Origin of the sequence: Desulfobacter curvatus DSM 3379, from assembly GCF_000373985.1 — a bacterium.
GTDB lineage: Bacteria > Desulfobacterota > Desulfobacteria > Desulfobacterales > Desulfobacteraceae > Desulfobacter > Desulfobacter curvatus.
Window position 1 is genome coordinate 14,600 of the sequence record NZ_KB893054.1, and the last position, 14,745, is coordinate 29,344.

9 protein-coding genes are annotated in these 14,745 nt (G+C 48.4%); all 9 read right to left on the reverse strand.

Annotation, left to right across the window (positions count from 1 at the left end):
- Positions 1-4 precede the first annotated feature (4 nt).
- On the reverse strand, positions 5-1,855 hold the full coding sequence (locus tag B147_RS0111565) for an SLC13 family permease (RefSeq protein WP_020587359.1): 1,851 nt from the start codon (positions 1,853-1,855) through the stop codon (positions 5-7).
- A gap of 24 nt (positions 1,856-1,879) precedes the next feature.
- On the reverse strand, positions 1,880-2,332 hold the full coding sequence (locus tag B147_RS0111570; protein ID WP_020587360.1) for a response regulator: 453 nt from the start codon (positions 2,330-2,332) through the stop codon (positions 1,880-1,882).
- Between the two features lie 14 nt (positions 2,333-2,346).
- The gene (locus tag B147_RS0111575) at positions 2,347-4,080 is read right to left on the reverse strand and encodes a sensor histidine kinase (protein ID WP_020587361.1); all 1,734 of its coding nucleotides are present in this window, start codon (positions 4,078-4,080) and stop codon (positions 2,347-2,349) included.
- Between the two features lie 813 nt (positions 4,081-4,893).
- Positions 4,894-5,811: a CvfB family protein gene (locus B147_RS0111590; RefSeq protein ID WP_020587364.1), complete on the reverse strand. Its 918-nt coding sequence runs from the start codon at positions 5,809-5,811 to the stop codon at positions 4,894-4,896.
- Positions 5,812-5,854: 43 nt separating this feature from the next.
- A complete protein-coding gene (locus tag B147_RS0111595) occupies positions 5,855-7,792 on the reverse strand; it encodes a hypothetical protein (protein WP_157237862.1) in 1,938 nt (645 codons plus the stop codon).
- A 65-nt stretch (positions 7,793-7,857) separates the two neighbouring features.
- Entirely contained in the window at positions 7,858-11,331 is a 3,474-nt protein-coding gene (locus B147_RS0111600; RefSeq protein WP_020587366.1) for a DUF2339 domain-containing protein, read from the reverse strand.
- 609 nt (positions 11,332-11,940) lie between these two features.
- Positions 11,941-12,186: a hypothetical protein gene (locus B147_RS0111605; protein WP_020587367.1), complete on the reverse strand. Its 246-nt coding sequence runs from the start codon at positions 12,184-12,186 to the stop codon at positions 11,941-11,943.
- A gap of 78 nt (positions 12,187-12,264) precedes the next feature.
- Entirely contained in the window at positions 12,265-13,176 is a 912-nt protein-coding gene (locus B147_RS0111610) for a YitT family protein (protein ID WP_211216938.1), read from the reverse strand.
- 316 nt (positions 13,177-13,492) lie between these two features.
- On the reverse strand, positions 13,493-14,626 hold the full coding sequence (locus B147_RS0111615) for a heparan-alpha-glucosaminide N-acetyltransferase domain-containing protein (RefSeq protein ID WP_020587369.1): 1,134 nt from the start codon (positions 14,624-14,626) through the stop codon (positions 13,493-13,495).
- Positions 14,627-14,745 lie beyond the last annotated feature (119 nt).

Here is a 14,745-nt window from a genome sequence, read left to right on the forward strand (position 1 = left end):
TCTGTTAGAATCCGGGCAAGGTGCCGAATCCTCTAACGGTCCAGTAAACACCGGTGAGCAGCAGCAGTACTACATTGGCAGCAAAGAACAAAGGAAGACCGGCTCTCAGGTAATCTTTAGGTTCCAGGTAACCACTGGCATAAACAATGGCGTTGGGCGGCGTGCCGATGATCAGGCAGTATGCAAAGGATGACGCAATTGCCGTGGCCATGGCCATGAAGGGCAGATAGGCGCTGCCCGGATGCACCATGCCGGCCATGTTCAGGGTAATGGGGCCTACGGATGCAGCCGCAGGACCGTCAGCCATGAGGTTGGTCAGGATGGCTGTCAGACCGTTGGATACGGCCATCAGCGGCAGGCCTGAATCCATGCCGAAATTGGACAAAAAGTCGATGGCGGACCGTGCCAGCCAGTATGCCGCGCCCGTTGAATCCAGGGTCCGGCCAAAGATGATGGCACCGGCATAGAGCCAGACAACACCCCAGTCCACACGGTCCTGGTAGTCACGCCAGTTGACTACGCCGGCCAGGATGTAAGCGATGGCGCCGGCTACGGCAATAACGCCGATACCCAGGCGAATGGGGTAGATACCTATATTGTAAAAGGCTTTTTCCGTAAACCAGCCGAAAACCATGACAAGGAAGATGATCAGTGCCCAGATCTGATGCTTGTTCCAGGAGCCCATGCGGTCGATTTCATGGCGCAGGTGATTCATGGCAGGTGCCAGAGTAACGGTTTTAGGCTTGAAGCGTATGTTGATGATGAACCAGGAAACCGGAATCATGACAAAGAGAAAGGGGAAACAATAGGTGACCCACTGGAAGTAACCGATATCAAGGCCGAACATGTCGGTCAGATAGGTCATCATGATAACGTTTCTTGCACCGCCGGACGGAGCGCCCGGACCTCCGACATTACAGGCCATGGCAATGGAGATCATCAACAGTTTGGCAAGCTCTTTGTCCTCAGGTATCTCATCGGTCAGACTGTTCTGGTAGAGCAGCATACCAATGGGCAGGAACATGGCCGCCAGGGCATGGTCGGATATAAAGGCCGCCAAGGGCGTGATGATCAAAAAGAAGATCAAGGTGATCCATTTGGGATTGGGCACGGCCAGGCGTTTGAACATCATCATGCACACCCGTTTGTCCACCCCGGTTTTTACAAAGGCGGCCGCAAACATCAGCGAACCCATGATGAACCAGCAGGCGTCAGACCAGTAGAGCATGGCTACTTCCTGGCGGCTGACCACGCCGGTGAACACCAGAATCAGGCCGATACAGAAGGCAACTGCCGGCAAGGGGATACATTCGGTTAAGAAACACAGGACCACAAAAATACCCATGGCAATGGCGACCTTGATTTTCCAGGCACCACTGTCTGCCTTTGCCTTGTCCTTGTCCTTGAGATTTTCGTATTTAAGCCCGTCTTTCCGCAGTTCCAGTGCCTTGTCCATCAAGGCCTTGAAATCCGCATCGTTGACGCTGTTGCTGACATACGCCTGTGCCTTTTCAAGGTTGGCTTTTTGGGACGGAATTTTATATTTTTTACACCATTTGGCATCGCGTTTAAGGAATCTGTCCTTGCTCAGCGCGCCGATGCGCATGTTCTGTTCCATGATCTGGGCGGTGAGCAACTGCCATTGGGCGGCCTCTTCACTTTTTACGGAAAAAAGTTCGTTTGTGATATAAGAGACCACTTTTTGGGGAGCAATGGTGTATTCCATGCCCACATCCTTCATGCCGTACGGGGTGGGCATAAAGAGCACCGCAAAAAACAGAACCACAGGAACGATAAAGATCTTCCAGTCAATGTATTTGTCATACCCGGTGACTTTTTTCTTTTCTTGTTTCATTCAATTTACTCCTTATGTTCAGGTTTACTCGTTGCCCTCTTTGAGAATTTCCCGGGGGGATTTCAGATACTGTTTGGCTTGGGCGGAGCGGATTTTTTCTTCCTGATTCATACGTTTCTGGAACGCCAGCTCTGCTTTTTCAATGATATCCTCAACATCAGCAGGCTTCATCAGATAATCCCAGGCACCGGATTTCAGACCGTCTATGGCTGAATCCACCGTGGCATGACCGGTGAGCATGATCACTTCAGTTAAGGGGTACAGTTCTTTGATATGTTTGAGGGTCTCATTACCGTCCATCCCGGGCATTTTTACATCCAGAACCACCACATGGATATTGTGGGCCGCCAGGATTTTAAGCGCTTCTTCTCCGCTTGGGGCTGTCCACACATCGTAGCCCTTTCTTTTAATGAGTTTGCTGGTGGTCTCAAGGTAGCGGGTTTCATCATCTACCAATAACAGTTTCATCTTCTCCATTAGGTTGTCCTCCTTTAAGACGATTGATTTTCATGTGCCGCAAGCTGAATGGAAAACACGGTCCCCTCGCCGGGGCGGCTGTCCACGGACATGGTGCCGCCAAAGCTTTCGATGATGCCGAAACATACCGAAAGCCCCAGACCCGTTCCCCTGCCAACGGCTTTTGTGGTGAAAAAGGGTGAAAAAATTTTATCCATATGCTCAGGCGCGATTCCGCACCCATTGTCTTTAACCTGAATGTCAACCATGGCCTGGCCTTCATTGTTCCGGATCTGGGCTGCATTGATCTCAATTTTGCCGCCGTTGGCACCGTGTTGGCTGGTAACGGCATGTATGGCGTTATTGACCAGATTGAGCATGACCTGCTGGAACCGGCCGGGGTCGCCCATAAAACTTGGTATATTTTCCTCAATCTGTGTGGTGATCTCTACGCCGCTGGTACGGGCGGAGTTTTCAACCAGCTTGAGAATTTCAGGAATAACCGTACTCGGGTCCAGGGTGGTGTGCTTGACCTCTTTTTTTCTGCCGAATTTTAAGATGGCGGAGGTAATCTCATGGCAGCGCTCCACCTGCTTGTGAATCTGGTCCACACTTTCCCGGATATCATTGAGGGTCTGGGGATCGGGAGAATTATCCTCCTTTCCCTCTTTGCCCGGGTACAGTTCTTCCATAAGAATTTTGATCAAGGCATATTCACTTTTGATGATCTGTAAGGGATTGTTTATTTCGTGGGCAAATCCGGCGGCCATTTCCCCGATTTCCGCCAGTTGCACGGCCCGGATCAACTGGCTGCCCAGCTGTTCCTTCTCCTCGTCCAGGCGGTCGATGCGCCTGCTGATGGTCCCGGAGGTGATATAGGCCAGGGCCACCAGGGCTGTGAGTCCTAAAATGGCGATGACCACACAAATCAGGACCGCAGAGTAAAGCGCCCTGTATGCATCGTGTTTCTCCTGGCGTACCACCAGATACCAGGATTTATTGGCCAGTTTTGATACTGCATATAAGAAAGGCTGGCCTTTGGGTGACAACTGAAAAGTTTGCTGGCTGGAGGAAAATTGTTGGTTCATCCACCCAAAGGCCGGATCTTTATCAAGAAGGGCGATATCCCCGGAACGCCTGGCGGTCTGGGCAACCCCCTCGTGGTTTAAAATATAGGCTTCGCCTGTTTTGCCGATGCGCACCCCGGATACCATGGAATCAAAGAATACGGTGTCAATGGTGGCACGCAGCACCCAGTTTTGGTTGTTTTCAGTCCTGCGTACGGCCACAACAAAATGGGGTATATTGCGGTATCCTAGAAAAATATCACTGATGTAAAATCCCCGGAGCATGGTGTTCTGGAACCAGGGTTCCTGGGTATAGCTTTTTCCTGCCAGGGCAAAGGATCCGGAATATTTTAAATGTTTACCTGTCTCGTCAAACAGCCCTAAATCAACAAAGGCTGGAGATCGTTTCTGCAGACTATGGCAAATGGTGCCGATGGCACCCTCGGCCATAATGTCTTCAAAGGTGTATGCCCGGGTGATCAGTTCAAGGTCGGATTTTCTTTCAAGCAGGAATGATTCAATCATTTTGCGGTGGTCTGTCAGGATTCTTTCAAGGCTGGCCTGGGTGGATTTATCCAAAGCCGAAGAAAAGAAATAGAAGCTGATCCCCAAAGCAATAATAAAAGGGATCATGGGAAAAAAAGTCATATTAAGAAAAATTGCTCTTTTCAGCCACTGTCTGTTCTGTTTTAATTTGCCCAAGATTCACCTCTTTAGTTCTGTGTTGAAAAGATGTTTTTTTTGCCTGGCATTACATAGAGCAACTATGATGCCGGAAAAAAAACAGGCAAAAATAAAATTCAACGTGCTGAAATTAGGTATTATTTTTTTTTGTTCTCAGCGCCACGAAGAAATTTCAGCGTTAAATTCGTCGATGGTTTTTTCAATCTGTAAAAAAGGCTGACAGCTGGAAATCAGGAATATGGGTTTTGGAAACGATGTTTTATGCGTGATTGAGCAATTTTTTGTTGCTCTGGTGGACTAACGGTTGATTTTTTCCAGCTTTCGTAATCCGGAACAAAATCTTATCGAAGCACGTTACTATGAAGAGCACCGGGAGACAGACAGGGGTTTACTCGGATCATAAACTGTTCCGGCAAAGGGATCGCACTGTGATTATACATAGTTTACTGCAAACCGATGCGGTTTCTCATGTAGCCGCCCCCCTCCGTATGGAAGTTATGTACAAAGAATTACAGGGGAAACCCTACAAAAAAGAATTATATGAGGTGACCCATGTTAAGAAGTGCCAATGAATTAATGGGATACAAACTGAGTGACTCGGACCAAATCGTCGGTAGCTGCAAAGATTTTTTATTTGAATATAACAAAAGAACAGATCGAGAAATGCCCGGCTCCGTCTGAAGATGAGACGGTGTCCAGAATGCATGAACGCAAAATATCCCGGTATTATAGAATTCCTTACTATTGGGTCAATTCAGGCTTGTGGGGAGCCGCCGCTAATCCGTTTATCTGACAGGGCTTTCTTTAAACATGAAACCCCAGGCGGTGGCGTCATTTCAACAGGGCAATCCCGTTGTTCTTTAATTCGATCAATCTTCTTTTATACAGATTTCCCACTGCCCTTTTGAATTCTTTTTTGCTCATGGAAAACTGCCTGCGGATTTCTTCAGGAGAACTTTTATCATGGCAGGGAATAAATCCCCCGGATTTATTCAATCGGTATAAAATGACTTCCGCAGATTTGGGAATTGATGAATACCCTGGTTTTTTCATGCTCAGATCAATTTTTCCATCTTCACGGATCCGCATGATATACCCTTTGCATGTATCCCCGGTAAATAATTTTTGATAGGTTTCATTTAAGTACATCATCCCATAGTATCGATTATCAACCACGGCCATTATCCCAATGGCCGTAATCGTGTGGATAATCAAGTCAACCTGCTGTCCGACTTTCAGATCCCTGGTGTTTTTATCACAGTTGGCGGAAATTTTCGTGGTACCATAAACCCTGTGTGTTCTGTCATCCCGGCAGATTTTAACTAAATATTTTTTTCCGGGCGTCATTCTGTCCTGCTGCTCATTTTTGGGTACCAGTAAATCTTTTTCCAGTCCCCAATCCATAAAAGTGCCGAAAGGGGCAACATCTTTTGCGGTTAGAAAAACAAAGTCACCGACTACGCCTGCAGGTTTTAACGTGGTTGCCACCAGACGATCTTCAGAATCCGTGTACACAAATACATCAATGAAATCGCCAATTGACAGACTCTCCGGCACATATTTATTGGGCAGAAGAACCCGGTCTTCCCCAAGGTTTAAATACACACCAAAATCTGATTCGGTTTGAACACCCAACCGATTATATTTTCCAATTTGAATACTGGTTTCAAGCGCTGATTTATTGGGTTTGCCTGAAGGCTTTCTTGCATGTTTCCATGCATTTTTAATATTTGGTTTTTTACCTGACATTACGTATTCCTTATTGTGAATTTAAGCTTCGCCTATACCGCAGTTAGTTTTGGGGACCGCGAACACCAGCCTTGGGGAAAAGCCGGACAATAACCCCGATAAGAATCAGGGTTACAACAGCTAAAACAGCATACAGGCCGAGCCCTTTTCCCTGGAACAGGCGTTCAATCAACTGCTCCCATTTCGAGGCGTTAACCACATCTGCTGCCGCCATTTCAATATCTTCAGGCAAAGAGGCCATCAGCCGGTCCTGGATCAGGGTCAGGTCATAACTGGGTGGGCCTTCAGCCTCATTTCCCCCAAAAAGAAAATAATTTCCAGGTTCATAAGCCAGAAAACAGATTGAAGGAGCCATGAAACCGGCTTCAATTTTGGAGATCTCGATGGGCTGATTGTCGCCATGGTCGATACTGATTTTAAGCCGTCTGCCATTCATAAACCGGCCTGGGGAATCAATTTCAAGCTGGGTTACCCCTTGTTCGGCATGGGACCAATGCCGGGTCATGACCTTTTCCCAGCCGGTTTTTCCTGATTTCTCCCGGTAACAGTGGACAGTTCTTGAAAAAATGCCGGAACCGGTCAACACCAGTGTCTGCCATGCCCCTGATTTTACCGGCAAAGACACTTCCCAGGAGGTTGCGTTTTCATCCCGGTCGTATTCGGTTTGGGCCGCAAGTTCATGGCTTGTGTAAGTCTGCCGGCCCCAGAAAAAGGGGATCTGCTCGTTATCCTTGACAAGCCGGACAGACGCGCCTGCCTTGGCAAGGCTTGTTTCCATATTAAAAATAAGCCTGTAATAACCGATTTTATCTATTGTCACCGGACTTTTCCAACGATAGTCGCCATTTTCATCAAACGGCCCGCCTTTGATCTTAAATTTTTCGAGCAAAGATTGTGAATTATACCATATCTTAACCTCAGGGGGGCCGAAATCAAGGTGACGAACCATTGCCTGTCCGGAAATGCCTGCAAACTGCTTAAGCCTTGTATGACGGCCCGTTCCGGCCAACGCGGTATAGCGCCCCGGCATATCGGCGGAAAAAAGTATTTTAGGCTGGTGTAACACAACAATGGCCTGATCAATGGGCCCAAGGAATCCTGAGTCCGGCCTGAGCCGGAGTATGAGACAGTTCATGTTCCATACCTTGTTGACCGCCATTGAAATCATACGTCCGTCACCGGTTACACCGGAAACGCGCCCGGACTGTTCAGGAATAAACCGTACCCTGTTGTTCCGGATCAGTTCATGTCCCAGCTCCCAGCTTCCTTTGAACCGGCTGTTTGTCGTGATCCGGATCTGTTTGATCCTGATCCCTTTTCCCGGCAAAACCATTTTTAACTCTGTGAAGTCTTCGTCCCTGCTGACCTGCATGCGGTCGGTCATAACAATTTGCATTTGTGCATATTGTTCATCTTTTCCCCGGTGCAGTGCGGTGACACGCCGGATGGGAACAATTTTTTGTTTATACGCCTTGTCAAACCCGGTGAATACCAACCGGATTTTTTTATACATCCCCTGCTCTATATTAATAGATGCGTTGGCCGCCTCTGGTGTCCGGTATATGGCCTGGTTTTGGGCAACGGTTTGCCAGCCGGTTTCCGTTTGCACCATCACATCCACCCGGCCCATATAGTTGTGGTCACCCATCTCAATGCGGATTTCATCAACCAGGGTTCCGGGCAGATCCGCATCCCAGACAAACCCGCCCGCCTGATTGAGTTGGATGTTGCCCGGTTTTAATATGAATTGTTTTGAATCGGATCTGTTTTTCATGAACAGCTCAAAGGCCCGGGGATTATTGTCCGGGCCGTTCAGGATCAGGTCATATGATCCGTTATTGTTGCCCATCAAAAGTTCCGCAGGCAGAAGCGCCTGGGTGAGTCCTGTGCCGTCAACATCAATTGACGCCTTGGCCTGCCAGGGTTCAGCCGCGCAGTTCGCAACAATTACAGTAAAGGCCAAAACGCCAATAAAGATCATGGCAACGGCCTTCGCCGGAAGGATTAACCAATTTACGGGTAGGGATTTAAATTTGGCTGTCTTCATCATTCGCTGTTGTTTGCTTTCGTTTTTTGGGGTTCATCTGAAATAAACTTCTGGTAAAGGTAGGCAACAAAAAATAATCCAAGGGAAAGGATGCTGAACGAGGCAATCTTGTATCCCATGTCCAGTTTTGCCGTATCTGCAATAAAGACCTTCACCACGGTAATGCATATCAGTCCTGTGGCCACCCACCGGCACAACGGTAAGGAAAACCGGATGCCTGCCACAAGCATTGCAATGGCAAAAGCCAGCCATCCAATACTATAGGCAAGCAACTTCATATAGTTTCCCGAGGCAAGCAGGGAAAAGGTTTGCCCCGGCTGTTCAAGGCAGGCCGCAATTTCAATATTCATGACGGCAAAGGCGGTTGCGGCCAGGGTTACCCCCATAAACTGCCGTGCAGAAACCTGGCTGACCGGCCATCTTTGTTTGGGGTTTTTATACAGCACAAGGACCAGAAGGGCCAGCAGTATCGCGTACATCAATGTGGGGAAATTTACCAGGGGCATCATTGCGGTAAACTGATGGCCAAACCGGAAAGGGAACCCTATCGATCTGGCAAGGGCTATCATGATCAGCACAAGCCCCGCCATGCGAAAGGGGGTGTCCAGGCCTTTTTTCCACAAAAGGAGCCCAAGTCCGAAACCGGCAAACCCGAGGATGGACACAATTTCCTGGTTCAGGCTGACGGCAAATAACTCAGATCCGGGCATTACTTTAAATTTTTGGTCAGGTCCTGCAAAAATATCTGCAATGGCCAGGTTCATCAGATAAAAGCCTGAACCTAGGGAAAGCCAGCAGAAAAAATCCGGTGCGTCCAGCCACAGCACCTTTTGGTCGCAATCCTTTGCGAACCGCACGCCTAGGCCAAGGGCTGCCACCGCCAGTGTCAGGGCAAATACGGCAGGATTCAAAATCGGCAGATTTTCCAGGCCTTTTAACCGGGGTAATGAGACCAGCAGCCATAAAAGTCCTGCGGGCGCCATAACAACGGCGGTTTTAGGCAGGCCCGGGTGAATGATCCGGGTATTCAGCCACAGCAATGCCGTGGCCTCCAGCACCAGGGCAAGCCCGATCCAGCCGTGGCTCAACACCAGTACCGGAAGTACAGACACATAAAACAATAACGCGCCGCCATGAAATGCCAGGATGGAATTTCTATGCGTTTTTTCAGCCAGTTGCCGCAATAGCCTTGCCACGGGCCATAGTTTGGCAGCAATCATCAACATGGGGCACCAGTCTGCCCAAGAGGTGTGAAAGGCCTGTTTGACCGAATAAAAGAAAAACACCGCCTGCACCACCTCATAGACCGCCCATGTATTCCACAGATATTTCCAGTGTTCAATTTGTTTAAAAAACAGCCACGGGGTTATCAGAGCTGCCGCAAAAAGCGCCCCGGACCACCAGATTCCTGCTATATTAACGGTTTCCGGGTGGCTTGTATTCAACACCCATGTGGCCTGGGCAGCGGCTGCGCCCATCAGGGCAATGACGGCTAGAGGCTGGAATCGGACCCGCCGGGCAAAGAAAACGGCCAGAATAAGAAAACAGGCCAGGGTGGCCATTCCCATGTGTGGGAAATGGGGATGGTTTACAAAAAAAGAAAATCCGATCAGAATAAACACACCTGCCACGGGTGCGGCGCTGAGCCACTTTTCAGGTATCATGGCACCGGACTTTTCCCCGGGTGCCATTTTCATGGCGGCAAGGATCCGGGGAAGCTGTGTCACTACCACAAGAATCCCTGCCGACAGTATGGAGCCGGCCCCCAGGATAAAGATGAAAAATCCGGCCCCCATGGCATCCGCCGGAATATTAACCATCCAGAAAATCCCGCCGGCAACAAATATGGCCAACAATAAAAACACCTGAATAAACGCCTGGAAAATCACGCTGACAAAAAGCCCCAGGACCTGGATTCCCAGCATCATGGGCCAGAAGTAAAACGCACACATGGGGTTTAAGACAAGCCCGGTAAGACACATCAGGGACAGGGCCACCGGGAATACTTTAAACCATTGAAGCACCAGGCCGGTTTTTCCAAATTTCATCACAAGCGCCACAGGGCCTAAACATCCGGCAGCACCATACACAAGTATCAGCACATAGCTAAAGGAGAAACCGGTCGCATCAAACCGGGTGACAACCCATACCACTGCGGCGATAAAAGTGATGCAGGAAAAGGGGATGAATGTTTGGGTCCAGCCTTTGTTTTTAGTGGCAAGCACGGTGGCGCAGATCATGGCAATGGTCAATAGCATCAGAGGATGCCAGCCTGGTTTCCCCAATGTTAAAAGCAGAACCATGGCAACCGATGACAGGTACAAAACACACCCGCTCCAGAATACGGATTTTCGTTCAACCGGATTCAAGCCCTGGCGCCGGAGAAAAACGGTAAACAGAATAAGATTGGCAGCCCAGACCCCTGCAATGGTATAGCCGCTTGTCCGGGTAAACAGGTTAAGAACCGCCAGTCCCAGGGTTACCAAGGTGCCGGTGGCCCCTGTCAACAGCAGGGCCTGGGAATTTAATTTCTCAGACACCAGATACAATGCAATATTGACCACGGCCAGATAGATAAAAAGACCTGCCAGGTTCCCGGACCCGGTATTGATCATCAGCGGTGTGACATAGGCCCCAACGGCACCCAGGACCGAAACCGTGAGTCCTTTTTGATACACCGCCAGCACAAATGCGGCCGCAGACACCAGGGCAAGCATGGCAAATCCTGCCATGGCCGGCAGGTAATCGTAATAAAGCGTTGCCGTAAATATAACAATATAAAGCACGCCGATCCCCGTGGCTGTCAGGGAATGCCGGAAAATCTTCAGGCGTGCCTCTTTAAATTTTTCCGATCCCAGGATCAGCCCGGTTCCCAGGATCGCTCCGAACGACAGCCGTGCTGCCGGCGGAAGCCAGTTTTTTTCAATGGAATGTTTTAACAGCAATCCAATACAGATAAAGGCCGCCACCCCACCAACCCATGCAAAGAGCCTGGCCCCCGTAAAAAGCTCCCAGTTGATATTGAGCCGGCCAATCCTTCTGCGCAGTTCAACACCAGGCAGTCTGGAAACCGGACGATTGCTTGGCTTGGATTTTAAAACAGCAGGGGGGATATAGGGCACAGCTTTCTTATCCGGTTTCATCGGTGGCGGCGAATCAATCCTAGTGACTTCTTGAACAGGGGCACAGTCATAATCCACTACCAGCGAAGGCCCGGACGTTTCTGATGTGCCGGGAGGCGTGGCTGCATCTTTGATTTCCAACGTGTGTTCAACAGCCGTGTCATCAGGTGAAGCATTGTCCCGGGGCGCTGTGCCTTTTTCCGCTTTTAACGTTTGAACCGTATCATACAGCCGGTCAAATTTATCCTTGAGCATCTCCAATTTTTGTTCAAGTGCCCGGTTTGACTGCTTAAGATTTGTCAGTTGAACACCAAAAATGGCAACGACCAGAAATAAGAAAAGAGCATACATAGCGATGTTAAAAACGCCTCCTTTTTGCTTGTAAAACTATTTGGCGGTCCGGGCAGATGACTTTGGATAACAAACCTTGGCCCATGGGAAAATCAGAAACCGTTAGGCACTATTTAATTCTTTTAGCACTCTTACCGATACAATACATATGAAAAACTACATTATCAAAGATTGCAAAGGATGTCATGAGCCGCTTCGTGTCCCGGCAGATATTGGAGGAATGCTCATGCAATGCCCCAATTGTGGGCACGAATTCCATACGGATTTTAAACTTGTTCATAACGTTAGAACAGGTGAGGATGGAAAAGAAGCGAACCTAAAAATGCCTGCCCCAAGGCCCCTGTCTACATTTAGTATTACAGTGTAATTTTTCCATGACGGCTTGAGGGGCGCGGAAAAAAAGAAAAGAGCACGAAAGTTTTTTATTCGTGCTCTTTTTGTTGCAGGTCGACTTGTGACTACTATCTCAACCAATGCTTGAGATAATAATTATAAGTCAGATCCAGGGGGATTTTTTATAAGAAAGTCTCCAGCAAGCAGCTGGACTCTTTCTATCTTTGTTGTGGGCCGAAGCCTGGGTGTAGATAGACCAAGGACGGCCCATGGCCGTTATTCGGTGTAGGGGGATTCTTCCTGGGTTTCGGCTTCCGGATCCTCTTGGGAATTCCATTCTTCCTGGCCATCCTCCTCATAAGCCCCATCATTTTCCATCGCTTCCTCTTCCTGGCCTACGGTTTCTTCGACCACCGTATCATCAACTTCGCCGGAAGCGATGGCAGGACTCCAGTTTGCCCATGTCATTACCGCCAAAGCCATAACCATCACGAACAAAAATGTTTTAAACCGTTTCATCATTTTTTCTCCTTAGAAAATAGTTTTATCACGCTTCTCAGCGGAAAAGCGCTCAACACAATATGGGGTTTTTATTTTCAATCACCAATGGGGTTGATTGCCGATACCATGCCCCATAACTTCAAAGGTATCGGAAACCACCAGAAATGTATTTGGGTCTGTTTTTTTTACAAGGGCCTTTAAGCGGCTCAACTCACCAAAGGTGACAACTGTATAAAGCAGATTTGCCTCTTCTCCCGTATATCCGCCGCACCCGTTAATGATGGTCACGCCCCGGTTTAACTGTTTAAAGATCTGCTGCTGGATATCTTGCCATTGTTTAGAGACAATGAATACGGCTTTTCGTTTACTCATGCCCGTTATAACCAGATCAATCACCCGGGAGGCTACAAATACATGAATCAACGTATAAAGAATTGACTCCATGGGGAACAAAACCATGGACACCAGAAGGATTGCGGCATTTGCAAAAAGCGTGGTGGACCCCAGCCGGATGGAGAATTGCTTGAGCAGGATAATCGATATAATATCAATCCCCCCGGCCGATCCCACGGATTTTAGTATCAATGCACAGCCCACGCCTGAAACGATGCCGCAAAGCAGGGCTGCCAGCATGGGGTCCTCAATGGGCCTGGTTGCGGGAATCCACTCCACGGCCATGGAAAAAACAACCATTCCGAAAATGCTGTAGAGCATAAAGCGCCGGCCCACATAAAACCATCCCACTATTAGAATTGGGATATTCAACAGGAAATTAAGGCTGCCAACCGATGTCTGGGGCCAAAGATAGTGCATAATCAAAGCAACCCCGGCCAGCCCACCGCTCAGGAACTGATGGGGAACAAGTATCGTGTTGATTGTCCAGGCACAAAGGATGGATCCCAGGGTGATTAGGAATGAATTATATAAAATACTGTTGATGGCGGCGGTGCCGGCCGACATGTTGCCCGGTCCGGATACCGGACGAGCCATCACGGTATGTTTTATTGTCATAGCGGCCGTCTTTTCCAATTGGCCCTCCATGTGATTTTGGGTATATACTTTTTGTGTTGTTGCTTATTTCTATGACAGGTCAAAGCACTCTTGGCATAAATATTTTTTTGTGGATATTATTTTGCCGGAACAGGCCGGCAACTAATCATGGGACTGCATCTTAGCAATGCCTGTGCCACATTGGCGCTGGTTTTTATCTCTTTGATTTTATAGTCAATCGGCTTGTTTTTACCGGTATTGGGCTTGGCAAAATAAGAAGAGTGGTTTCTTTTTTTTCTTTTATGAGAATTTTTTATTCCGATTTATCTCCGTGCAGTTATCCTGCGCTGGCACCGGGGTGTTCTTTCACGATTCGCTGGGCCTTAACAAAGGGAAAATACCTCATGGCGCTTTCAAGTGGGCCCATTGCAAATTTTTTCAGCCATAGGCGTATTAATAATGTATAGGCCGCAACGAAAAGGATTGCCCCGGCGGTGCACCAAAGGACAGGGTAGTCCTCTTCTATGCCCGGAAGATTCTCAATTCCTTTGATAAAAAGGATATGCAGTACATACAAAGACAAGGTGTTTTTCCCCACAATCATGAAAGATTGAGGCGGTCCCTGTTTCAGGCCGGCGGTACACAAAAAGCTTAGAATGATAACGCAAAGCCCTGTACCGGCACCGGATATAATGGAAACCGGGCTTGGCAGGGTCAGGTCTATAACGGTCAGCTTTGACAGCAGGATAAAAATGTATGCGGCTGTTTCATCCGAGGCGCCATGGGCCAGAATTGTTTTTACCGCCATGCCGGGAATAAAATATCCTGCACACTCTGATAACACCGCCGCTAAAAGCCCTGAACCCAGAAGCGTTATTGCGTTATTGCGGTTTTTTAAATCCTGCCGTCCCAGCCACATGCCAAAAAGGTAAAGTGCAGCCCATGGAAAAACCGGGTAGTACCCTGTGAAAAAAAGGTCTGCAAGTTGTTCGGGCAGGCTACCGGCAGCAAGGTTTTCCAGGTATACGCCAACATGATCAAAAAGCCCTATAAAACTGCCCAGCCAGAAGACGCCGGCCGCGACCAAAAGACCCGGGCTGGAAAGCTGAACCATTACCAGCCCGGTTAAGATAAAAAATCCGTAAAAATGAAGGATATCCGCCGGCCATATCCTGGCAATCAGAATACCGCAAAGTATAAGGAATACAGCTCGTTTAAAAAGCGTATCCCGGATCTTTTCCGTGTAGGCTTTGCCGGACATGAGTGTCATACCGGCCCCGGCAATGATCACGAGGGCAGCAGCAGCCCTTCTGTCCATATATTCAATAATCGCATAAAGCCATTCCGGAAAGGTTTCATCAATACAGAAAAAGGCTTTAAAATCAATGATTACCATGGCAAATATAGCCACACCTCTTGCCAGGTCATATCCTTGTATTCTTTTTGACCCGTGTCCGGAAATATTGTTCACTCTATTCAGTTCTCTCGCATTTGTTGTTTTTGTTCGCCTGGGGGTGCCAGTTGTAATTCATAAAGTGCGCCAATGACGCCTAAAAGTGGATTTAGTGCTATTTCATGGCATGGGAAGGG